Origin of the sequence: Actinomadura fibrosa (genome assembly GCF_900659615.1) — a bacterium.
GTDB lineage: Bacteria > Actinomycetota > Actinomycetes > Streptosporangiales > Streptosporangiaceae > Spirillospora > Spirillospora fibrosa.
Genome location: NZ_CAACUY010000119.1, coordinates 1 through 20,505, shown reverse-complemented (window position 1 = coordinate 20,505; position 20,505 = coordinate 1). Strand labels below are relative to the sequence as shown.

At 72.4% G+C, this 20,505-nt stretch carries 22 protein-coding genes; 9 read left to right on the top strand and 13 right to left on the bottom strand.

All coding sequences use genetic code 11. The features are described 5' to 3' along the window. Positions 1–161: 161 nt before the first annotated feature. A complete protein-coding gene (locus E1300_RS30370) occupies positions 162–368 on the bottom strand; it encodes a hypothetical protein (RefSeq protein ID WP_131760529.1) in 207 nt (68 codons plus the stop codon). A gap of 212 nt (positions 369–580) precedes the next feature. Next, positions 581–1,168, bottom strand: a complete 588-nt coding sequence (locus E1300_RS30365) for an HAD family hydrolase (RefSeq protein ID WP_131760528.1) — start codon at positions 1,166–1,168, stop codon at positions 581–583. A gap of 123 nt (positions 1,169–1,291) precedes the next feature. On the opposite strand from E1300_RS30365, the gene E1300_RS30360 reads away from it, so the two are divergent. Continuing rightward, positions 1,292–1,960 (top strand): TetR/AcrR family transcriptional regulator, encoded by a 669-nt coding sequence (locus tag E1300_RS30360; RefSeq protein WP_131760527.1) that lies wholly within the window; start codon positions 1,292–1,294, stop codon positions 1,958–1,960. 91 nt (positions 1,961–2,051) lie between these two features. On the opposite strand, the gene E1300_RS30355 is transcribed toward E1300_RS30360, so the two are convergent. Then, the gene (locus E1300_RS30355; protein WP_131760526.1) at positions 2,052–4,172 is read right to left on the bottom strand and encodes an MMPL family transporter; all 2,121 of its coding nucleotides are present in this window, start codon (positions 4,170–4,172) and stop codon (positions 2,052–2,054) included. A gap of 259 nt (positions 4,173–4,431) precedes the next feature. On the opposite strand from E1300_RS30355, the gene E1300_RS30350 reads away from it, so the two are divergent. After that, positions 4,432–4,662, top strand: coding sequence for a hypothetical protein (locus tag E1300_RS30350; RefSeq protein ID WP_131760525.1), 231 nt, complete (start codon positions 4,432–4,434; stop codon positions 4,660–4,662). On the opposite strand, the gene E1300_RS30345 is transcribed toward E1300_RS30350, so the two are convergent. From E1300_RS30345 to E1300_RS30330, 4 genes are all read right to left on the bottom strand, one after another. After that, positions 4,640–5,332 carry a response regulator gene (locus E1300_RS30345; protein WP_131760524.1) on the bottom strand — a complete coding sequence of 231 codons (693 nt, stop codon included), beginning with the start codon at positions 5,330–5,332 and terminating at the stop codon, positions 4,640–4,642. The two genes, E1300_RS30350 and E1300_RS30345, sit on opposite strands and share 23 nt — an antisense overlap. Next, on the bottom strand, positions 5,329–6,618 hold the full coding sequence (locus tag E1300_RS30340; protein WP_131760523.1) for a sensor histidine kinase: 1,290 nt from the start codon (positions 6,616–6,618) through the stop codon (positions 5,329–5,331). Before E1300_RS30340 ends, E1300_RS30345 begins: the two co-directional genes overlap by 4 nt. A 19-nt stretch (positions 6,619–6,637) precedes the next feature. Further along, the gene (locus tag E1300_RS30335) at positions 6,638–7,777 is read right to left on the bottom strand and encodes a thiolase C-terminal domain-containing protein (RefSeq protein ID WP_131760522.1); all 1,140 of its coding nucleotides are present in this window, start codon (positions 7,775–7,777) and stop codon (positions 6,638–6,640) included. 302 nt (positions 7,778–8,079) lie between these two features. Further along, positions 8,080–8,379, bottom strand: coding sequence for a Dabb family protein (locus E1300_RS30330; RefSeq protein WP_131760521.1), 300 nt, complete (start codon positions 8,377–8,379; stop codon positions 8,080–8,082). Positions 8,380–8,868: 489 nt separating this feature from the next. Between E1300_RS30330 and E1300_RS30325 the strand changes: the two genes are divergently transcribed. The 3 genes from E1300_RS30325 (at position 8,869) to E1300_RS30315 (ending at position 13,391) form a co-directional block, all read left to right on the top strand. Further along, positions 8,869–10,587, top strand: coding sequence for a bifunctional lysylphosphatidylglycerol flippase/synthetase MprF (locus E1300_RS30325; protein WP_131760520.1), 1,719 nt, complete (start codon positions 8,869–8,871; stop codon positions 10,585–10,587). A gap of 186 nt (positions 10,588–10,773) precedes the next feature. Beyond that, the gene (locus E1300_RS30320; RefSeq protein ID WP_131760519.1) at positions 10,774–11,847 is read left to right on the top strand and encodes an LLM class flavin-dependent oxidoreductase; all 1,074 of its coding nucleotides are present in this window, start codon (positions 10,774–10,776) and stop codon (positions 11,845–11,847) included. A gap of 32 nt (positions 11,848–11,879) precedes the next feature. After that, a complete protein-coding gene (locus tag E1300_RS30315) occupies positions 11,880–13,391 on the top strand; it encodes an AMP-binding protein (protein WP_131760518.1) in 1,512 nt (503 codons plus the stop codon). A gap of 73 nt (positions 13,392–13,464) precedes the next feature. Here the strand turns inward: E1300_RS30315 and E1300_RS30310 are convergent, their stop codons facing one another. Next, positions 13,465–13,659, bottom strand: coding sequence for a DUF397 domain-containing protein (locus E1300_RS30310; RefSeq protein ID WP_131760517.1), 195 nt, complete (start codon positions 13,657–13,659; stop codon positions 13,465–13,467). Further along, entirely contained in the window at positions 13,656–14,606 is a 951-nt protein-coding gene (locus tag E1300_RS30305; protein ID WP_131760516.1) for a helix-turn-helix domain-containing protein, read from the bottom strand. The genes E1300_RS30310 and E1300_RS30305 overlap by 4 nt, the downstream gene beginning before the upstream one ends. Here E1300_RS30305 and E1300_RS30300 point away from each other — a divergent pair. Further along, entirely contained in the window at positions 14,572–14,997 is a 426-nt protein-coding gene (locus E1300_RS30300) for an ATP-binding protein (RefSeq protein ID WP_370785260.1), read from the top strand. The two genes, E1300_RS30305 and E1300_RS30300, sit on opposite strands and share 35 nt — an antisense overlap. Positions 14,998–15,014: 17 nt before the next feature. Here the strand turns inward: E1300_RS30300 and E1300_RS30295 are convergent, their stop codons facing one another. Together E1300_RS30295 and E1300_RS30290 are read right to left on the bottom strand one after the other, a co-directional pair. Then, positions 15,015–15,569: a hypothetical protein gene (locus E1300_RS30295; RefSeq protein ID WP_131760514.1), complete on the bottom strand. Its 555-nt coding sequence runs from the start codon at positions 15,567–15,569 to the stop codon at positions 15,015–15,017. Positions 15,570–15,607: 38 nt separating this feature from the next. Beyond that, positions 15,608–16,519: a cyclase family protein gene (locus E1300_RS30290; protein WP_131760513.1), complete on the bottom strand. Its 912-nt coding sequence runs from the start codon at positions 16,517–16,519 to the stop codon at positions 15,608–15,610. Positions 16,520–16,553: 34 nt separating this feature from the next. Between E1300_RS30290 and E1300_RS30285 the strand changes: the two genes are divergently transcribed. Further along, a complete protein-coding gene (locus E1300_RS30285; protein ID WP_131760512.1) occupies positions 16,554–17,801 on the top strand; it encodes a serine hydrolase domain-containing protein in 1,248 nt (415 codons plus the stop codon). A gap of 17 nt (positions 17,802–17,818) precedes the next feature. Here E1300_RS30285 and E1300_RS30280 read toward each other — a convergent pair whose 3' ends face one another. Beyond that, complete coding sequence (locus E1300_RS30280; RefSeq protein ID WP_131760537.1) at positions 17,819–18,544, bottom strand: SDR family NAD(P)-dependent oxidoreductase; 726 nt, start codon at positions 18,542–18,544, stop codon at positions 17,819–17,821. Next, positions 18,541–19,164: an isochorismatase family protein gene (locus tag E1300_RS30275; RefSeq protein WP_131760511.1), complete on the bottom strand. Its 624-nt coding sequence runs from the start codon at positions 19,162–19,164 to the stop codon at positions 18,541–18,543. Before E1300_RS30275 ends, E1300_RS30280 begins: the two co-directional genes overlap by 4 nt. An 87-nt stretch (positions 19,165–19,251) precedes the next feature. Here E1300_RS30275 and nfi point away from each other — a divergent pair, with 87 nt between their 5' ends. Then, positions 19,252–19,938 carry a deoxyribonuclease V gene (gene nfi / locus E1300_RS30270; RefSeq protein WP_131760510.1) on the top strand — a complete coding sequence of 229 codons (687 nt, stop codon included), beginning with the start codon at positions 19,252–19,254 and terminating at the stop codon, positions 19,936–19,938. 219 nt (positions 19,939–20,157) lie between these two features. Further along, positions 20,158–20,505: TetR/AcrR family transcriptional regulator (locus E1300_RS30265; protein WP_242619475.1), on the top strand; the 348-nt coding region annotated here is incomplete at its 3' end.

Below are 20,505 nucleotides of genomic sequence, written 5' to 3'. Positions count from 1 at the left end.
CAGCCGATTCCGGGGAATTTATGGATTTCACCGGCCTCGGGCTTTTTGCTTTCTCCCGCACACCGCGCGAAAAAACGGGGCGGACATGCCGCCGCCCTCCTTTCCCGGTGCGGAAAGGAGGGCGGACGGTCGGTGACGCCGGTGTCGGGCGCCGCCTAGGCTCAGTAGCCGGCCTCGTACCCGCCGGCGTCGGCGAAGTCGATGTTGCCTCCCTCGTCTTCGCCCCAGCCGGTGTCGATGTGACCCGCACCGGCGTGGAAGCCGGCGTGCGGCTGCGGCCACTCGCCGGCGCTGGCGGCACCGGCGGTGGCGAGGGCGCCCGCGGCGAGGGCGGCGGACGCGGCGAACAGCAGTGCGAGTCGCTTCATGGACGACTCTCCCTTCACTTTCGGTAAGATAGTAACTACTAACCGTAGCGAAAAATGCCCGGGCGATGATCATCGGAAACATCGTCCGCCGAAAGATTGCGCAAGCGCGCGACAAAGCGCCTAGAAAACGCCCGCGCAGGCGAGGGCGAAAGCGACGTAGGGCGCACCCGGCCGCCCTCCACCGCCATGCGGTCGAACGGCGGGGGCGACGGTCAGCCGACCAGCTTCCGGACCTGCTCCGGAGACGTGAAGACCTCGGCGCGCATGCCGGTCTCCCGCGCCGCGATCACGTTGCGCTCGCTGTCGTCGAAGAAGACGACGTCGGCGGGCGCCACCCCGAGGCGCTCGGCGCAGATCTCGTAGGCGCGCGGGTCGGGCTTGGCGACGCCGATGCGGCAGGAGTAGGTGAGCGCGTCGAAGCGGCGGAGCCAGCCGCCGTGGCGGGCCTCGAAGCGCGGCACGAGATCGCCGATGATGTTGGAGAGCAGGCCGAGCGTGCGGCCCTCGTCGGCGAGCTCGTGGACGAGGGCGACCATGCGCTCGTCCACGTCCGTCCAGCTCTCCAGGTCGGCCTCGATCAGCGCGGCGACGTCGGGGAAGGCGGTGCCGAGCCGGTCGGCGACGTCCGCCCAGTAGGCCGCGCTCTCCTGCCCGGCGTCGTAGGCCGGGCGGCAGGACCAGTACGCGTCCCAGAACGGGGCGCCGGAGATCCCGGCGAGCTCCTCGATCCGCCGCACCGCCTCGGGGGTCTGGGTGCGGGCGATGACGCCGTACAGGTCGAAAACGATCACTTCGCGCATGGCCGCGAGCCTACGCACCGCGGCCCGGTGGTCGGGACTGCGAGCAAGCGCTTGTTGCAAGGCGTAACCTGATGTCAACGTGTCAAATGAGCAAGCGGTTGGGCGAGACGGCATAATGAGGGGGTGACGAGCACGAGCACGAATTCCGGACGACCGAAAAGCCGGGCCACGGGCGAGGGCACCGCGCGGCGCCGCGGCAGGAACACGCCCGCCCTGGCCTCGGAGCGGCGCGAGCACCTGGTCAAGCTCGCGGCCGAGCTCTTCGCGGAGAAGGGCTTCCAGGCCACGACGGTGCGCAACATCGCCGAGGAGGCCGGAATCCTGTCGGGGAGCCTTTACCACCATTTCGACTCCAAGGAGTCGATCGTGGACGAGATCCTCGCGGGCTTCTTCAACGAGATCATGTCGGCGTACCAGGGCGTGATCGACGAGGGCCGCGATCCGCGCGAGACCATCGCCGGGCTCGTCCGCATCGCGTTCGGCACCCTGGAGCCGCACCGCGCCGCGATCACGGTCATGCAGAACGACTGGAACTACCTCAAGGGGATGGACCGGTTCGCCTACCTGACGAAGTCCGAGGACGACGTCGAGAAGATGTGGGTCGACACCATCCGCGCCGGCCAGGCGCAGGGCCTGTTCCGCGACGACATCGACCCGAAGCTGACCTACCGGATGATCCGCGACACGGTCTGGGTCGCGGTCCGCTGGTTCAAGCCGGGCGGCCGCCTGAACTCCCAGGGCCTCGCCGAGCACTACCTCAAGGTGATGTTCGACGGCATCAACACCCACTGACGGCCCCCGCCGCGGCGGCGGCCGGTGGCGGTCCGCGGGTGAGCCGTGAGCGCGCCCGCGATGTCCTCGCGGGCGCGCTCGTGTCCGGTGCTTAGGCGACCGGGACGCCGGGCCGCGGCCGCTCGTCCTCGCGGTGGGACGGCAGGATCCGCGCCAGCGGGCCGGGCAGCCACCAGTTGGCCTCGCCGAACAGCTCCATCAGCGCCGGGACGAGGACCATCCGCACGATCGTCGCGTCGATCAGAATCGCGACGCCGAGACCGAGGCCGATCTGCTTCACCGCGACGTCCGCGCCGAGCAGCACGGACAGGAACACCATCACCATGATCGCCGCGGCGGCGGTGATCACCCGGGCGGTGCGGGCCAGGCCCTGCGCGACCGCCTCGCGGGTCGGGACGCCCCGCTCGTACACCTCGCGGATACGCGAGACGAGGAACACCTCGTAGTCCATCGACAGCCCGAACAGGATCGGGAACATCATCAGCGGCACCCAGACGGTCACCGGCATGTCGGTGGGGAAGCCGAGCGCGCGGCCCGCCCAGCCCCACTGGACGACGGCGGTGAGCACCCCGTAGGCCGCGGCGATCGACAGAAGGTTCATCAGCGCCGCCTGGAGCGCCACGGTCACCGACCGGACGAGCGCGACGAGCAGCAGCAGCGACAGCCCGACGACGACGGCGATCAGCCACGGCAGCCGCGTGCGGACGTCGTCGGCGAAGTCGATCGCGGCCGCGTTCGGACCGCCGACGTACGCGGTGACGCCCGTCCCGGCGGTCGCCCGGGGGATGACCTCGTCCCGCAGGGTGTGGACGAGCTTCGGCGTGGCCTTGTCCTGCGCGCCCGTCGCCGGGAACGCGATGGTGACCGAGGCGGCGCCGTCCCGGCTGGTGCGCGGCGGCTGGACGGCCGCGATGCCCGGGGTGGCGCGGACGGCGTCGGCGACGGCCCTCGCGTCCCCGCCCTGCGCGACGATCACCAGCGGCGCGGCGGTGCCGGGCCCGAATCCCTCCGCCAGGATCTGGGACGAGGCGTAGCCGCTGGTGTCGTGCGGCTGGGTGCTGGAGTCGGGCAGGCTCAGCCGCATCGACAGGGCGGGCGCGGCGAGGACCAGCAGCACCGCGGCGGCGGCCAGCCCGGCGAGGACGGGATGGCGCTGGACGACCCGCGCCCAGCGTTCGGCGAGCGGGCGGCGGGCCCGGCCGAGGCCGGGAACGCGCAGCCGGTCGATCGCGCGCCCGGCGAAGCCGAGCAGGGCGGGCAGCAGCGTCACGGCGGCGAGCATCGTCATCAGCACGGTGAGGCCCGCCGCGACCGCGACGCCGTTCAGCAGCTTCTGCTGCATGACGAACAGGCCCATCAGGGCGATCACGACCGTGGTGCCGGCGAACAGCACGGCCCGTCCGGCGGTGGTGATCGCGGTGACCGTCGCCTCCTCGGGGTCGCCGCCCGCGTGCAGTTCCTCCCGGTAGCGGGTGACGATGAACAGCGCGTAGTCGATGCCGACGCCGAGGCCGATGAGCCCGGCCACGATCGGGCTGAACGCCGGCGCGGGCAGCACGTGCCCGAGCAGCGCGATCAGCCCGAGCCCGGAGCCGATGGCGAGCAGCGCCGTGCCGATGGGCAGCCCCATCGCGAGGACCGACCCGAACGCGAACAGCAGGATGACGACGGCCGCGAGGACGCCGATGCCCTCGGCCGGTCCCCCGCCCGGCGTCTCGGCACGGTCCACGGCGGCGCCGTTCAGCTCCAGCCGGACCGGTCCCGAGTCGGCGCGGACGTCGTCGATGAGGTCCTGGACGTCGGTCAGGGGCATGTCGTCGGCGATGATGTCGAGGCCGCCGGTCGCGAACGCCGTCCGCCCGTCCTTGGAGATCTGCCCGGGCACCTCGTACGGCGACGTCACCGACGACACGTGCGGCGTCTTCCGGAGCCGCTCGATCGCCTGCTCCACGCGGGGCCGGACCTCCGGCGACCGGACCCCGGCGTCGGCGCGGACCGCGAGCGTGATGCTGTCGCCGCTCTGCTCGGGGAAGTGGTCGTCCAGGAGGTCCGACGCCTTCGCCGAGCCGGAGCCGCCGCCGGAGAAGTCGTTGAGCGGGTCGGCCGCGAACCCGAAGCCGAGGACGAGGGCGGCGACCGCGCCCAGGATCCATGCGGCCACGGTCAGGCGCCGCCTTCGATAGCAGAGCCGGGCGAGCCTGGCCAGTCTCATGGGATGAACCACCTTCGCGTCGCGCCGCCCACGGAAACCATCGGACCCGGTCGATCCTGCCGGGGCGCGGATCGGGAAGAATCCTGCGGGCGGCGTCATTCCGGCGGCGGGGTACTTCCATCGGAGTACGTCCGGCGCGGTATCCCACCGTGGAGCTCCCCCAAGCCCCATAGTGTGCTTAGTCACGATTTGCCGATTAGGGGTGACGCCTTGGCCCATGGGGACGCTGTGACCGAAGAGACCAACGGGGGGAGGCGACATGACGGCTCAACGGGGCGCCGCCGGTCGTGAGGAGCCCACGCCCGCGGCGCTGCGCGCCGCGACGGCGCGGAACCTTCAGGAGCAGTTCCCAGGGGTGCGCGTCTGGTTCGGCGAGGCCACGGGGTCCTGGTGGGCCCTCGTTCCGCTGCGGAACGGCCCGCGGCTGCTGGAGGCGCCGACGCCCCAGCAGCTCCGCGAGGACATCCTCAGCGCCCGGACCCGGGGGTGACCAGCCCCGACTCGTACGCCAGCACCACCAGCCGGACCCGGTCCCGCACGCCCAGCTTCCCCATGGCCCGGCTGACGTGCGTCTTCGCCGTCAGGGGGCTGACCGTGAGCTCGTCCGCGATCTCCTCGTTGGACAGCCCCCGCCCGACCAGCCGCACCACCTCGCGCTCGCGGCCCGTGAGCACGTCGAGCAGCCCCGGCGCACCGGTTCCGGGCGTCCCGGCGGCCGCGTCCGGCACCGGGCGGCGCCCGACGAACCCCTCGATGACCGCGCGGGTGACGGCCGGGGCCAGCAACGCCTCACCGCCCGCGACCACGCGCACCGCGTGCAGCAGGTCGGCCGGTTCGATGTCCTTCACGAGGAAGCCGGCGGCCCCCGCGCGCAGCGCCCGGTAGACGTTCTCGTCGTCGTCGTAGGTCGTCAGCACCATCACCCGCACGTCCGCGAGCGCCGGGTCGGCGGCGATCCGGCGGGTCGCGGTGAGCCCGTCGATCTCGGGCATCCGCAGGTCCATGAGCACGACGTCCGGGCGCAGCTCGCGGGCCAGCGCGATGGCGGTGCCGCCGTGCTCGGCCTCCCCCACGACCTCGATGTCGTCGGCGGAGCGCAGCAGCATCCGGAACCCCGCGCGGACCAGTGACTGGTCGTCGGCCAGCACCACCCGGATCACGATGCACTCCGCGTGACATCGGTGACCGGGGTCTCGTCCCGTGGCGGCGCGTCCGCGAGTCCGCCGGACGCACCGGACGCGGCCGGACGCAGCGGCAGGCGCGCGGCGACCCGGAAGCCGCCGGACGGCCCGGGACCCGCCGCGAACGTCCCGCCGAGGGCGAGAGCGCGCTCGCGCATGCCGTTCACCCCGTGCCCGCTCTCGCTTCCCGGCTCATGCCCGGCGTCCACGGGACCGGTGCCGTCATCGTCGATCTCCAGGTCGAGCCCTTCCTCCCGGTACGCCATCCGCACGCGGACGCGCACGTCCGGCCCGGCGTGCCGCAGGACGTTCGTCAGTGACTCCTGAAGGATCCGGTAGGCGGCATGGTCGGCGGCCGGGGCGAGGACCGTCTCCGGACGGCCCGTCACGTCCAGCTCGACCGGCACACCCGACGACCGGACGGCCTCCAGCAGCGCCGGGAGCCGGTCGAGCCCGGCGCCGCCGCGGTCCCGCGCGTCCGCCGCGGACCGCAGCACGCCGAGCGTGGCGCGCATCTCCCGGAGCGCCCGCTTGCTGGTCTCCCGGATCACCGTGAGGGCCGGGCGGACCTCCTCGTCGCGGTCATCGCCGTCCCGTTCGCCGAGGACGTGGAGCGCGCTGCCCGCCTGGACGGCGATCGTGGCCATGCTGTGCGCGACGGTGTCGTGCAGCTCCCGCGCGATGCGGACACGGTCCTCGGCGACCCGGCGGGCCGCCTCCAGCTCGCGCTCCTCCGCGGCGAGCCGCAGCCGTTCGCGCGTCTCGGCGGCCAGCGCCCGCCTGCTGCGCACCACCTCCGCCAGCAGCATCACGGTCACGGCGAACGCCGCGTGGGTGAGGAAGTCGGCGGCGGTCTCCACCGGCGCGCCGGTCTCGCGGACGACCATGACGTACCCGACCCAGAAGAACCCCCCGTAGATCCCCGCCGCCCACCGCGCGTGGCCCGCGTGCACCGCCGAGTACATCGGGACGGCGAGCGGGACCGTCGGCGGGATGCCGGGATAGTCCAGGGAGTAGTAGACGAACAGCCCCAGGCTCGTCAGCGTCAGCGCCGCCACCGGACGCCGCCGGTGCAGCAGCAGCGGCAGGGTCATGAGGACGCCGAGCGCGTACGCGCGGGCGTCGGCCGGGCTCGACCCGCGGTCGTCCGAGGCGTGGATCAGCGTGACGACGAAGACGCCGACCACGGCCGTGACGCCCGCGTCGAGCAGGAGCCCGCGGGCCCGCGGCCGCGGGCGGGCGGCGCCGCTCCGGAGGGAGTTCACGGCGCCACCGTACGACGGTTCAGGCGGCGGTGAGGATCGCAGCGCTGCCGTAGCCGCCGCCGAAACCCGTGCAGAGCGCCACGCCCGCGTCCCTGACCTGGTTCGTTCCGGCTCCCCGGAGCTGCCGGACCGCCTCGGCGACGTTGTTCAGACCGTGCACGTAGCCCTCCGACAGGAGCCCGCCGTGCGGGTTGACCGGCACGCGCCCGTTCCACGCGATCTCCTGTGCGCGGAGCATGACGGGCAGGTCGGCGCGCGGCACCAGCCCGAAGTCCTCCAGCTGGCGCGGGACGAGCCAGCTGTAGGCGTCGTAGAACAGGGAGACGTCAATGTCGCCGGGCGTCATCCCGGCGGCTCTGTAGAGGGGTTCGGCGAGGTACGCGGAGAAGATCCGCGTGACGTCGGCGGCCTTGTCCATGCCGGACGCGCCGGGCCCGCCGCCGCGCACGACGGCGTGGATCCGCGGAGCGCCCGGCGCCCGGTCCGCGGCGGTGACGACGAGCGCGCAGGCACCGTCCGTCTCCTGGCAGCAGTCCAGCCGCCGCAGCGGCGAGGCGACCATCGGGCTTGCCCGGTACGCGGCCAGATTGAGGCGCTCGCGGCGCAGCGCGCGCGGGTTTCGGAACGCGTGCTCGCGCGACTGCGCGACGACGGCAAACGTGTGCTCGTCGGTCAGGCCGGTGTCGTGCAGGTAGCGCTGCCCCGCCAACGCGAACTGGTGGACGGGCCCCGCCAGCCCGTACGGATGCGTGAACTGCTCCTCGGTGCCCTCGCCCAGCTTGAGGCCGAGCGCGTTCATCCGCTTCCCCGAACGGCCGTTGAGCGCCCGGTAGATCAGGACCGTCCGGGCCAGGCCCGCGTCCACGAGCATCGCCGCGTCGGCGAGGATCGAGGCGCTCTGCGTCCCGCCGCCGTAGATCTCGTTGTGCCAGCCGATCTCCCGCAGGCCGAGCTCCCTCGCCAGGTACAGGACGGGCGCGGAGTCGTTCAGGTGGTACGACAGGATCGCGTCGGGCCGCTCGGCGCCCGCGTCGGCGAGCGCGGCGCGGGACGCCTCGGCGGCCAGGTCCAGCTCGGTGCGCCCGGACTCGCGCGACAGGGCCGTCATCCCGACCCCGGCGATCGCCGCCCGCCCCGAGAACCCCTGCCCACCACCCATCCAGGCCCTCCCGTCCGCTCCGCGCCAACGACAGCGCCGCCGTACTCCGCCGGCCCGTGCGCCGGCCCGTGCGCCGGTTCGTGCCGTCGTCTCATGCCGCCGTGTCCGCGGACGTGCCGCCCGCCGCGGACGGGGCGCGATCCGTCCACGGCGAGCGGCGCCCGCGGGGGCAGGGCCGTCCGCCCGGATGGCCCCGGATGGTCATGGCCGGTCCTCCGGGCGTCCCTGCCGTCGCAGGGAAAACTAACCCGAAAAACGTTCTGACACAAGCGCTTGCTCGGTAGCGTTCCAGGGGCGCCCCGTCACAGCTCGTACTGGATGGAGACCCGCTCCGCCGTGAGCGGCGCGATGTACTGGTCGATCACGGCGCGGTGGACCGGGGCGTCCCGGTACACCAGGTACGCCTCCTTGTCGTCGAAGTCGGCGACCACCACGAAGTCGTAGGCGCCCGGGTTGACGCCCGCGTTCGTCCCGATGCTGTACTCCCGGATCTCGGGGATGGCGCCGGGCAGCTCGCGCAGCTGCGCCGCGACCTCGTCCTGCTGGCCGGTCGTCGTCCCCTCGGCCCACTTGAACATCACCACATGCCGGAAACCACTCATGGCAGCACGCTAGCGGCCCGGCCACCCTCCGCCGCGCACCCCGCGCGGCGCCCGCCGGACTCGCCACAGCTCGTTGGAACCTCGCGGCCTCCGAACCGGGCAAAGCCAGGCAGCCGCGTGGCGCTCGGGCCGGAGCGGCGCCCGGAGCAGACCCAGGCAGCGCCCGGACGAGACCCTCGCGAAGCTCACCAAACGGGCACGGATCGCGTCCAGCGCGCCACTCGCGTCCCGTCCGCACCACGAGGCCGCTTCCGTTTCGGTTCCGTGGCCGGGTTCGGCCGCGGCGGAGGGATCCTTCGGGCGGAATCGCCGGACGCGGCGTCATAGCGAGTGTCCGGACGGCGGCCGACCAGGGGAAAGATCGATTCCCCGGCCGCGCCCCAGCCCGTAGGCTGTGGGGGCGGTGACCACAGGCGGCGAGATTCAACGCGCGATCCGGGGAATGGGTTCCAACGGATCATGGTTGAGGGCTCAGCGGAGGTGTTGGTCGTGCTAGCAGCGAAGCCCGACCGGGGGGACGATCCCTCGGAACTCCCGCGGGACGCGGGGACCGCGGCGCGCTCGCCGGAACGGGCGCAGGCCCTCTGGCCGCTCGCCCTGATCACGGCGTCCGTCGCCGCGCTGATCGCCGTACCGGCGGTCGCGCGCGCTCCGCACTGGCTCGACCAGGTGTCGCTGCTCGTGACCGGACGCCCGCTCATCCCCGCGCACGCGTTCGCGCTCGGCCTGGCGTTCGCGCTGGTGGCGCGCGGCGTGCTGCTGCGGCGCCGCGCGGCCTGGTACGGGCTCGTCGCGCTCGTGTCCATGGGCCTGCTCGCCGTCCTCGCGGGCGACGACGCGCTGTGGCGGCTGCCGCTGCTGGCGGCCGCGCTGGTCGCGCTGTGGCTGCGGCGCGACCAGTTCACGGTGCGCCCGCACCCCGAGCGGGTGCGCACGGCCCTCAAGACCTTCGCGTTCCTCGCGGTCGCCGCGGTCGCCGGCTCGGTGCTGCTCGGCGGCGTGTCGATCCGGTCGGCGGGCCGGGACGTCGCGAGCGGTCTCGGCTCCACCGGCGCGCCCATCGACGGCGCGTCGTGGCTGCCGGAGGTGCTCGGCCTCGCCGGCGCCGCCGGGCTGCTCGTCCTCGTGGTCACGCTGCTCGCGCCCGACCCGGCGCCGCCGCCCGGTGACGAGGGCGAGCGCGGCCGCGTCGCGCACCTCGTCGCGCGCCCCGGGTCCGACACGCTCGCCCCGTTCGCGCTGCGCCGCGACAAGGCCTACGTGTTCAGCCCGGACGGGCGGGCCGCGATCGGCTACCGGGTGCTGTTCGGCGTCGCGGTGGCGGGCGGGGACCCGGTCGGCGACCGGGAGTCGCAGCCCGCGGCCGTCGAGGAGTTCCTGGCCCTGTGCCGCCGGACGGGCTGGCGCCCGGCCGTGCTCGGCGCGAGCTCCGACCTGCTGCCCGCGTGGGGTCCGCTGCGCTCGTTCGGCTTCGGCGACGAGGTAATCGTCCGGCCGGGCGAGTTCACGCTGTCCGGGCGGCAGATGCGCAACGTCCGGCAGGCGGTCAAGCGCACCGAGAACGCCGGCGTCACCACGGAGATCCTGCCGGAGCGCGACCTGACGCCCGAGCTGCGCGACAAGCTGCTGGACGTGGCGTCCCGCTCGCTCGGCGGCGGCGCCGAGCGCGGCTTCTCGATGAACCTGGACGAGCTGCTCACCGGCTACCACCCGGGCGTCGTCGCCGTCGCCTACGACGAGGACAAGGAGCCGATCGCGTTCCAGCGGTACGCCGTCGCGGGCGAGGGCATCAGCCTGGACGCGATGCGGCGCTCCCCGGACGGCCCGAACGGCGTCAACGAGCGGCTCATCGTGGAGATCATCCAGTACGCGGCCGAGCGGGGGCACGAGGTCGTGTCGCTGAACTTCGCCGCGTTCCGGGAGCTGCTGGAGTCCGAGGACCGGTCGCCGGTCGAGAAGGCCGGCTACCAGGCGCTGCACCTGCTCGACCCGCTGATCGCGGTCGAGTCGCTGTACCTGTTCAACCGGAAGTTCCGCCCCGGCTACAAGTCGCGCTCGATCGTGTTCCGCTCGTGGTTCGACATCGCGTGGCTGGCCGCGGCGCTGCTGACGCTGGAGTTCGCGCGGTCCCGGACGCGGGCGCGGCCCGTCCCGGCCCTGGACGAGGAGCCCGCCGCCGAGCCCGCGCACCACTTCGGCCGCTCCTGACACTGATCGCCTCGAAGGCGCCCGGATCCATGAGGATCCGGGCGCCTCTTCGTTCGTCGGGTAGGCTTCCCAAGCGAGCGCTTGGTACGTAATGATGGGTGAGGCGTTGACCGATCCCAGGGGTCGACCAAGACGGCGAGGGCACGGCGTGCGCCCGCCAGGCCCGGTGACGAAGGAGCCGTACACGTGGCTGACCGCCCGATGAAGTTCTCGACCTTCCACCTGTTCCACCAGTTCGAGGGGCAGACCGCGCGGGAGGTGTACGACTACCAGATCGAGGTCGTCGAGCTCCTGGAGGAGCTCGGCTTCGACGGCGTCTGGGTCGCCGAGCACCACTTCCGGGACTACGGCACCGTCCCCAACATCTTCACGATGCTGGCGAACCTGGCCGCCCGCACCGAGCGGCTGCGGCTCGGCACCGGCATCGTCGTGCTGCCCCTGCACAACCCGATCCACGTGGCCGAGGAGGCCGCGATGGTCGACCTGCTGTCGGACGGGCGGCTGGAGCTCGGCATCGGCCGCGGCTACCAGAGCATCGAGTTCGAGAACTTCGGGCTCGACCTCGGCGAGGCCCGCGACCGGTTCAACGAGTGCCTCGACATGATCCTCGGCCTGTGGACCCAGGACGGCTTCGAGTACAAGGGCCGCTTCCACGAGACGAACCACCCGCTGACGCTGATGCCGAAGCCCGTCCAGCGGCCCCACCCGCCCGTCCACGTCGCGGCCGTCAGCCCCGAGACCGTGGAGCTGTACGCGGCGCGCGGGCTGCCGATCCTCGCCGACCCCGCCGCCCCCTTCAAGAAGATCGCCAAGGCGGCCGAAACATGGCACGCCAAGGCCGCGGAAGCCGGCGTGGACACCGCGGACGTCGAGCTCGTCGCGAGCCGCTCGGTCTACGTCGCGCCGACCCTCGACCAGGCCCGCGAGGACCAGGCCCGCTTCGAGGAGGGCTTCGACCGCTCGCGCATCTTCAACCTCCAGAGCGCCCCGATCGACCCGTCCACCGGCAAGGCCGCCAAGGGCTTCGAGTTCTACCAGGACCGCTACCTCAAGGGCGGCTCCGTCGACAACGAGTTCCGCTGGAACCAGCTCGAAGTGATCGGCGACCCCGAGCGCGTCATCTCGCAGATCAAGACGATCCAGGAGATGGGCTACGGGAACCTCATGTGCGACTTCGGCTCCACCCGGCCGCTCCCCCTGGAGGACATGAAGAAGGTCCTCAAGTTCTTCGCGGCGGAGGTCATGCCCGCCTTCCGCTGATCCCGACCCCCACCCCGCATCTAGGAGGCGCGATGACCGTACACCGGCTCACACTCGGGGACGTGCTCGGCGAGCACCGGCGCGGACGGCCGCTCGGCACCGCCGTCGTGGACGGCGACGTCCGGCTCACCTATCCCGAGCTGGACGAGCGGGTGGACCGCCTCGCCGGCGCCCTCGCCGCGGACGGGGTCGGCCCGGGCGACCGGGTCCTGTGGCTCGGCCAGAACTCGTTCCGCGTCCTGGAGCTCCTCCTCGCCGCCGGACGCCTCGGCGCGATCTTCTGCCCCGCGAACTGGCGGCAGACCGCCGACGAGCTGGCGCACGTCCTCACCGACCTCACGCCCTCGGTCGTCGTCTGGGAGGAGTCCGAAGCCGTCGAGAAGGCCCGCGGCCAGGTCCCCCTCGACGCCCGCTGGATCGGCTCCGGCGACGAGTACGAGGCGTACCTCGCGGCCTCCCCGCCGCCCGCCGGCCTGCCGTCCGCCGAGATCGCCGCCGACTCCCCCGTCCTCGCCCTGTACACGGCCGCGTTCGACGGCCGCCCGAACGCCGCCCTGCTGAGCCACTCCGCGCTGATCGCGCACAGCATGGCGCTCCTGCACATGCGCCAGATGGAGGACGGCTTCACCTTCCTCGCCTGCGGCCCCCTGTTCCACGTCGGCACGATGATGTTCACCCTCGCCACGTTCCAGCTCGGCGGGAAGCTCGTCTTCACCCCCGCCTACGAGCCGACCGAGGTCTGCCGCCTCATCGACACCGAGAAGTGCACCCAGGCGTTCCTGTTCGGCCCCATGATCGACGGCCTGGTCGAGGCCAACAAGGACGGCGCCCACGACCTGTCGTCCCTCCACTTCGTCTCCCACTCCCCCGAATGGGACGCGATGATCACCGTGGACGACAGCCCGTGGTGCGCGTCCAAGATGGGCGGCTACGGGCAGACCGAGGTCGGCGGCATGCTCACCTTCCTCGGCCTCGGCATGGGCGGCGCGGGCTACGCGGGCCGCCCGTCCCCGCTCGTCCACGTCCGCATCCTGGACGCCTCGGGCGAGGAGGTCCCGCCCGGCGAGGTCGGCGAGATCTGCGCGCGCGGGCAGAGCATCTTCTCCGGCTACTGGAACCGCCGCGAGCTCAACGAGGCCAAGTCGGCGGGCGGCTGGCACCACACCGGCGACCTCGGCCGCCGCGAGCCCGACGGCACGCTCACCTTCATCGGCCCCCGGCTCCGCATGATCAAGTCGGCGAACGAGAACATCTACCCCGCCGAGGTCGAGCGCGCCCTCAAGACCCACCCGTCCATCGCGGACGCGGCCGTCATCGGCGTCCCGGACGACCGCTTCGGCCAGTCTCCCAAGGCGATCGTCGTCCTGAAGGAAGGCGCCTCCGCGACGTCCGACGAGGTCATCGAGCACGTCCGCAACGAGATCGCCTCCTACAAGAAGCCCCGCGACGTGGTCTTCGCCGACACCATCCCCAAACGCGGCTACACCCCGGACTACGACACCCTGGACGCCACCTACGGCGGCGGCGCGTACCCGGGCACCTGACCCACCCCACGGCGGCGTGGCGCCCCATCCCCCCGAGGCGCCACGCCGCCCTTTACGTCACACCACCGGCCGCTCAACCCCGATCGAGCGCCCCGGACTTGATACGCCCCACCAACTCCCCGAACCCAACACCGCTCAGGCTCAACCGCCCACCGTCCGGATCCTTGGAATCCCTGATCCCCACGCCCGGAACGAGCCTGGCCACCTCGACGCAGGCCTCATCGGTCGCGCTCCCGCTGTGGGAGCTCTTCCGCCAGCAGTCCGTCATGAGAACCTCTCCTCGATCTCGTGGATCAGAGTCCGAGACGCTCCCTCGCTCAACGCCACCGCTCCGATCAACTCGAAATCTATGGCCAGTTCGCGCACCTCGACAGGGTCCTGGACCAAGCGCCCTCCATGGAACGCGCCAATGTAGGCCACGTCAGCCTTAAGACTCATCACCTGAAACGGCCCGTTCAGACCGACGTGCGCCCCGACCGATCGGGGAACCATCCGAATGATCACGTGCGACGCCTGGCCCAGCTTGAGAAGATGCCGGAGCTGGTCCGCCATCACATCTTTTCCGCCTGTCGGGCGATCCAGGGCGTCCTCATCGAGCAGGACCAGAATCACAGGTGGATCTGCGCGTTCCAGGATTGCCTCCTGGCGCGCCTTCCGCGCCTCAAGAGCACGGTCGACGTCCTTGACTCCGGCCACATCCAGGAACGCGCGAGCATAGGCTTCTGTCTGCAATGGGACGGGTATGACCTGCCCTTGGTAGATTCGGAGGATTTCAGCTCGCGTCTCGAAATCCACATACTGCTGGAACCAGGTGGGATCATGAGACGAGTTGGCGAACCAGATCAGGAGCTCGAACATTCGCGCGGTGTTGTACCGCTTGTCGAGCTTCCTGGCCTGGTCCTCGCCGAGCTTGAGCCGACCTGCCTCGATATTGCAAACAGTCGAGCGGGCGGCATTGATGATCTCGCCGCACTGCGCCAGCGACAGACCGTGCTTCTCCCGCTCGAAGCGCAGCGCGAACGCCAGGAAGTGCCATAGCGAGATCTTGGGGTCGAGGGGATCTCGGACGCGCGCCACATGCCCTCCTTGTTTTTGGTTTTCGCGGATACGCGGGAAGAGTAGCCCAGGTCGTTCATCCTGCGAGGAGCTAATCAGGAACCACTCGCAGAAGGTGCGAATTATGATCGCGACGCCTGACTGTTTGCTGATCTCCATGCTCGCGTCCACCGCGACGCCGGGGTTGGCGCGTACGCTCGTACAAACGCGGCTGAACAATTGGGGTTATCCGCATATCGCGGACGATGTCTGCCTTGTCATCTCAGAACTGGTGACGAATGCGGCGGCGGCCACGCCCGGGCGGGAGATCCGGTTCCAGTGCAGCCGGGACGTCACCGGGGTACTGGTCGCGGTGTGGGACGCCGCGCCGACACGGCCGGTGATCCGGGCGGTCGAGGAGGTCACGCTCGACGCGCTGGACGTGTCCGGGGAGCACTGGGACGACAACGGCGGGCGGGGGCTGCCGATCGTGGCGGCCCTCGCCGTCGAGTGCGGGTGCTGCGCCGATCCGTCCGGCGGCAAGTGGGTGTGGGCCAGGCTCAAGCCCTGACGCTTCGGTGGCCGGAGCTACAGGCGGATGTGCTGGGCCCACGACGGTTCGCGTTCCCGGCCGACTTCCCGCATCAGCTTCAGGCGCTGCCGGAACCGGCTCACGTCCGGTGCGGTGCTCCCGAACCACGCTGAGACCGAAGGCCACATCTTGCCGACGTCCTCACCCTCGACGATGGCCCATACCGCCGGATCGGGTTCGCTCAGATCCACGCCGTCGATCACGTGGTAGGCGTACGCCTGGTGTTCCAGCAGCACCAGCATCCCCGCCGCGTCGGTCAGCGGGTCGCTCGTCTTCTGCCTCAAGGTCGCCAGCGCGTTTCGCTTGGCCTGCGCGCCCACACGCTTGGGCCCGAACGAACTCCCCATCAGCCAGATCCCCGGCTGCCCTCCGACGAGCCGGAGCACCTCCCGCACCGCCGCCGGGACGGCCGCGACCTCCTGCGAACGCGCCATCTCGTCGATCAGCTCATCGCTTGCCCCGGACACCGCTTCGCGACGCAGACCGTCCGCCACGATCCGTTCGAAGACGTTCCTGACCCGCTCCACCGCGTCGCTTTCGCCCGCATCCATCCCAAGACCTTAAGACCTCGCGAGAGCCGGTCCGATGGTCAGAGGACGGCGATCGGGTTGATGGGGCTTGCGGTGCCGCCTTCGATCTTCAGGGGGGCCGCGATGAACAGGAAGTCGGTTCGGCCCGTTTCGGCGAGTTCCTCCAGCCACAGCATCTCGGCCAGGTGGACGCCGTGCCGCCACAGGAAGATCATGTGCAGGTCGTCGGCGAGGTCCTCGTCGGCGAGCTGGTGCTCGTTGAGGCCGCCGATCGCGGCGTTGTCGCTGGCCACCAGGGCGACGTCGCGTTCGGCGAGCCAGCGGCCCCCGGCGCCGGACAAGCCCGGCTGGCCCGCCCAGTAGGCGTCCGGGCCGTCCTGCCAGGTGAGGGGCCAACCTGTGCGGATCACGGCGATGTCTCCGGGACGGATCTCGACGCCGCATTCCTCCAGGTCGTCCGGGCCGATGCGGTCGGTGGCCGCGAGGTGCTCGACGCCGCGGAGGCGGGGGATGTCAAAGAGGACGCCGCGGCCGACGACCGGGCCCGCCTTCTCGATGCCGCAGCGCCCGGCGCCGTAGGAACGGACGCGGCCCGCCGGGTGGCCGTTGTAGAGCGCGTCGCCCGACCACATGTGGCACAGCGCGTCCATGTGGGTCGTGGTGCCGTGCGGGGTGACGACGAGCGCGTCGTCGGACATCTTCAGGCCCGCGCCGATCGCCCGGGTGCCCGCCGCGTAGTCGCCGCCGTCCACCGACATGAAGTGCTGCGGCAGCGGGCGGCCCTTCAGGTGCGGGACGGTCGTCGGCGCGGGCGAGGAGGTCGCTCCCCGGATCGGCAGCGACAGGCTCAGCACCCGGCCCTCGCGGACGTGCCGCGCGGCCGCCACGACCACGTCCGGAGTCAGGAGGTTGAGGGTGCCGCGCTCGTCTGAGGGACCCCAGCGTCCCCAGTTGCCGGACTCGTCGAGCATGATTCTAGGAACCTTCCCGTGAAAGGACCGTGCGATGAGCAGTACCGTGCAGGGCCACTGCGACCCGGCGTTCGCCGGCGTCCGCGAGGTGTTCGAACGGAACTTCGCCGAGGGGCGCGAGCTGGGCGCGGCCGTCGCGGTGTACGCGGGCGACCGCAAGGTCGTGGACCTGTTCGGCGGCGTCGCCGACCGGCGCACCGGCCGGGAGTGGCTGCCCGACACCCCGTGCTTCGGCTTCTCCTGCACCAAGGCGGTGACCGCGACCGCGGCGCTGCTGCTCGCCGAGCGCGGCGCCTATGACGTGGACGGACCCGTCACGGACTGGTGGCCGGAGTTCGGCGCGGGCGGCAAGGAGGGCGCGACGGCCGCGCACCTGCTGTCGCACCAGGTCGGGCTGCCCGCGTTCGCGCGTCCGGTGTCGGCCGAGGAGGCGGCGGACGCGCCCGCGCGGGCCGCCGAGCTCGCCGCGCAGGAGCCGGAGTGGACGCCCGGCGAGGCGCACGGCTACCACGCGCTGACCTACGGCTGGCTGGCGGGCGAGATCGTCCGGCGGCACTCCGGACGGACGGTCGGCGCGTTCGTCCGGGACGAGTTCGCGGGCGGCCTCGACCTGTGGATCGGCGCGCCGGACGACGTCATCGAGCGGGCCGCGAAGCTCTCGGCGGGACGCCGCGTCACGAGCAAGGACGCCAAGAACGGGAACGGGAACGCGCCGAGCGGCGACGCGGCCGGGCCCGCGACGGACGCGCCGAGCCAGGGGGCGGACGCGCCGCGCACGGGCGGTGACGGCAACCTCCTCGAACGGCTCGCGGGTGCGTACTCCGACCCGCAGAGCCTCCTCAACCGGGCGCTGAACAGTCCGCATCCGGGCAAGGGCGGCTACAACAACCCGGTCGTGCTGCGCGCCGGGTGGCCTGCGGCGGGGATGCTGGCGAGCGCGTCCGGGTTCGCGGGGTTCTACCGGGATCTCGTGGCGGGACGGATCGTGCGGCCCGAGACGCTCCGCGAGGCGATTCGCCCGCGCGTCGCCGGACCCGACCGGACGATGCTCGTGGACACCTCCTTCGGGCTCGGCTTCATGCGTCCCGCGATCACGTTCTTCACCCCGCAGGCCGGAAAGGAGAGCGCGTTCGGGCACACCGGCGCGGGCGGCTCGATCGGGCTCGGGGACGCCGACGCCGGGCTCGCGGTCGCCTACCTGCCGAACCTCATGGGCGACCAGCTGTCCGGCGACCTGCGCGCCTACCGCCTCGTCGAGGCGGCCTACGCCGCCCTTGGCTGAGCGGGAGAAGAAAGGCGTCACTGCATCGTGATGCCGCCGCTGACCGAGACGGTCTGGCCGGTGATGTAGCCGGCGCGGTCGGTGCAGAGGAAGGCGATGAGGCCGGCGACGTCGTCCGGGCGGCCGATGCGGCGCAGCGGGATCTGCTTGGCGAGCTTGTCGAGCAGTCCCGGGTGCCGCCCGGCCACCTGCTGGACCATCGGGGTGTCCGTCGGCCCGGGACAGACGACGTTGCTGGTCACGCCGCCGCGCGCGGCCTCGCGGGCCAGCGTCTTGGCGAGCCCGAACAGGCCCGCCTTGGTGGCGGCGTAGGCGCCCTCGCCGCCGGACCCGGCGCGGGCGCCGTCCGACGAGACGAACACGAGCCGTCCCCAGCCGCGCTCGGTCATGCCGGGCAGCAGGGCCCGCGTGAGCTGCATCGGCGCCCGCAGGTTGATCCGCCACATGAGGTCCCAGGCGGCGGGATCGCTCTCCGTGAACGGCTCGACGATGCTGACGCCCGCGTTGTGGACGAGGACGTCCACGGGTCCGACGCCGGTGGTGAACGCGTCGATCTCGTCCGGGTCGGTCAGGTCCACGCGGGTCGCGGTGCCGCCGAGCGGTTTCGCGACGTTCTCGGCGGCCTCCAGGTCGAGGTCGGCGACCACGACGCGGGCGCCGAGCGAGGCGAGGTCGGCGCAGATCGCGCGGCCGATGCCGCCCGCGCCGCCGGTGACGACGGCGGTGCGGCCGTCCAGGCTCATGCCGTCCACGCGGCCTCCAGTTCGCGGCTCGTCGCGCGGGCGGCGAGCAGGCTGATCGTGTTCTTCAGGACGGCGTCGCCGTACTCGGCGGGCATCCCGGCGACCGCGTCGGTCACGACGACGACGCGGTAGCCGAGGTTCACCGCCTCCAGGCACAGCCCGGGGATGCCGAGGTTGAGGGACAGGCCCGCGGCCACGACCGTCCGGACGCCGAGGGAGCGGAGCGTCTGGTCCAGGGACGTCCCGGTGAACGGGGAGAAGCCGTGGTAGCGCCGCGACTCCAGGTCGGACGGGTCGGCGAGCTCCGGCATGACCTCGACGGCGCCGGTGCCCTCCAGCATGTGCGCGGGGTCCTTGAGCAGCGCCTTGATGAACGGGCAGTTGTCGGTATGGCTGCCCGCCCGGTCGGCGCGGAACGCCGCGGTGCACTGCACGACGCGCGCGCCGGACGCGCGGGCGGCTGCCGCGGTCCGCGCCGCGTTCGCCACCACGCCCCGGTCGGCGCAGCTCTTCACCAGCTCGGGGAACTTCGCCAGGTCGCCGGCCACGCCGCGCTGCATCTCCATGATCAGCAGAGCGGTGCGCCGCGGATCGGCCAGTTCGGCAAGATCGATCGCCACGGAACCCACGATATCGACCTAGCACTTGCTTGGGTAGGCCGGACGGCGGCGGCCGGGCGCGGCGGAACCCCGGTAACGTGCCGGTTCATGGAGGTACGCGACCTGCATCCCTGGCCCGCGACGCCCGAGGAGGCCGTCGCGATCCAGGACGAGCTGCGCCCGCTGCTCGACCTGGAGACGCCCGGCCCCTCGTCCCCGGCGACCGTCGCGGGACTGGACGTCTCGTACGCGGGCGACGGCGGCGGAACCGGCACGCGCCTGGCCGCCGCGGTGGTCGTCCTGGACGCGAAGACCCTGGACGTGCTGGAGGAGTCCGTCGCTGTCGGCACCGCCGCGTTCCCGTACGTCCCGGGCCTGTTCGCGTTCCGGGAGCTGCCCGCGCTGGTCGAGGCGCTCCGCGCGCTGAAGACGGCCCCCGACCTGCTCGTCTGCGACGGGTACGGCGTCGCCCACCCGCGCCGGTTCGGGCTGGCATGCCACCTCGGCGTCCTGACCGGCCTGCCGTCGATCGGCGTGGCCAAGACCGGTTTCGTCGGCGCCTACGACCCGCCGGGCGGCCGGCGCGGCGACGCGAGCCCGCTGGTCGACGGCGGCGAGGTCGTCGGGCGCGTGCTGCGGACGCGCGACGGCGTGAAGCCGGTGTTCGTGTCCGTCGGGCACCGCGCGGACCTCGACACCGCCTGCCGCACCGTCCTCGCCCTCGCGCCCGAGTACCGGCTGCCGGAGACCACGCGCCGCGCCGACCGCCTGTCCCGCGACGCCCTGACCTCCTGACCGGCGCCGGGCTCCGCTCCCAGAAGGCGCACTGGCACCGGACGTGCGAGTGCGTCGCGCAGGCCACTCGTGGGTGTCCGCGCCGACGTGGCGACGGATCGGGCGATTGCCTTCCGCGGGCGTCCTGCTCATGATGGAGGTTCTCCAGGAAGCAAGCGGAGACCGCCCCCGGTCGGCCCGCCCGGGGATCTCCGGCCGGCACCCCGCTGGATGGCGCCCATGGACACCCGCCCGATGCGAGCCGACGCGCGCCGCAACCACGAACGGCTGGTCGCGACGGCCCGCGCGGCCTTCCTGGAGCACGGCACCGGAGCCTCCCTCGACGACATCGCCCGGCGCGCGGGCGTCGGCTCCGGCACGCTGTACCGGCACTTCCCCACGCGCGACGACCTGCTGCACGCCGTCCTGCGCGACTGGATCGACGCGCTGCTCGCCGACGCCGAGGCGCTCCTCGCGGGCGGTGACGGCGCCGGCGGCGACAGCGGCGAGGTCCTCGCCGGGTGGCTGCGCGCCTACCTGTCCGGCGCCGCCGCGCCGCGCGGGACCGCGGCCGTGCTGGTCGAGGCG

Coding starts and splice junctions, on each gene's coding strand:
- E1300_RS30350 (WP_131760525.1), top strand. CDS start 4,432: ATGACGGCTCAACGGGGCGCCGCCGGTCGTGAGGAGCCCACGCCCGCG.
- E1300_RS30370 (WP_131760529.1), bottom strand. CDS start 368: ATGAAGCGACTCGCACTGCTGTTCGCCGCGTCCGCCGCCCTCGCCGCG.
- E1300_RS30365 (WP_131760528.1), bottom strand. CDS start 1,168: ATGCGCGAAGTGATCGTTTTCGACCTGTACGGCGTCATCGCCCGCACC.
- E1300_RS30280 (WP_131760537.1), bottom strand. CDS start 18,544: ATGAGCCTGGACGGCCGCACCGCCGTCGTCACCGGCGGCGCGGGCGGC.
- E1300_RS30330 (WP_131760521.1), bottom strand. CDS start 8,379: ATGAGTGGTTTCCGGCATGTGGTGATGTTCAAGTGGGCCGAGGGGACG.
- E1300_RS30355 (WP_131760526.1), bottom strand. CDS start 4,172: ATGAGACTGGCCAGGCTCGCCCGGCTCTGCTATCGAAGGCGGCGCCTG.
- E1300_RS30305 (WP_131760516.1), bottom strand. CDS start 14,606: ATGGAGATCAGCAAACAGTCAGGCGTCGCGATCATAATTCGCACCTTC.
- E1300_RS30290 (WP_131760513.1), bottom strand. CDS start 16,519: ATGCTCGACGAGTCCGGCAACTGGGGACGCTGGGGTCCCTCAGACGAG.
- E1300_RS30295 (WP_131760514.1), bottom strand. CDS start 15,569: ATGGATGCGGGCGAAAGCGACGCGGTGGAGCGGGTCAGGAACGTCTTC.
- E1300_RS30315 (WP_131760518.1), top strand. CDS start 11,880: ATGACCGTACACCGGCTCACACTCGGGGACGTGCTCGGCGAGCACCGG.
- E1300_RS30285 (WP_131760512.1), top strand. CDS start 16,554: ATGAGCAGTACCGTGCAGGGCCACTGCGACCCGGCGTTCGCCGGCGTC.
- E1300_RS30300 (WP_370785260.1), top strand. CDS start 14,572: ATGATCGCGACGCCTGACTGTTTGCTGATCTCCATGCTCGCGTCCACC.
- E1300_RS30310 (WP_131760517.1), bottom strand. CDS start 13,659: ATGACGGACTGCTGGCGGAAGAGCTCCCACAGCGGGAGCGCGACCGAT.
- E1300_RS30335 (WP_131760522.1), bottom strand. CDS start 7,777: ATGGGTGGTGGGCAGGGGTTCTCGGGGCGGGCGGCGATCGCCGGGGTC.
- nfi (WP_131760510.1), top strand. CDS start 19,252: ATGGAGGTACGCGACCTGCATCCCTGGCCCGCGACGCCCGAGGAGGCC.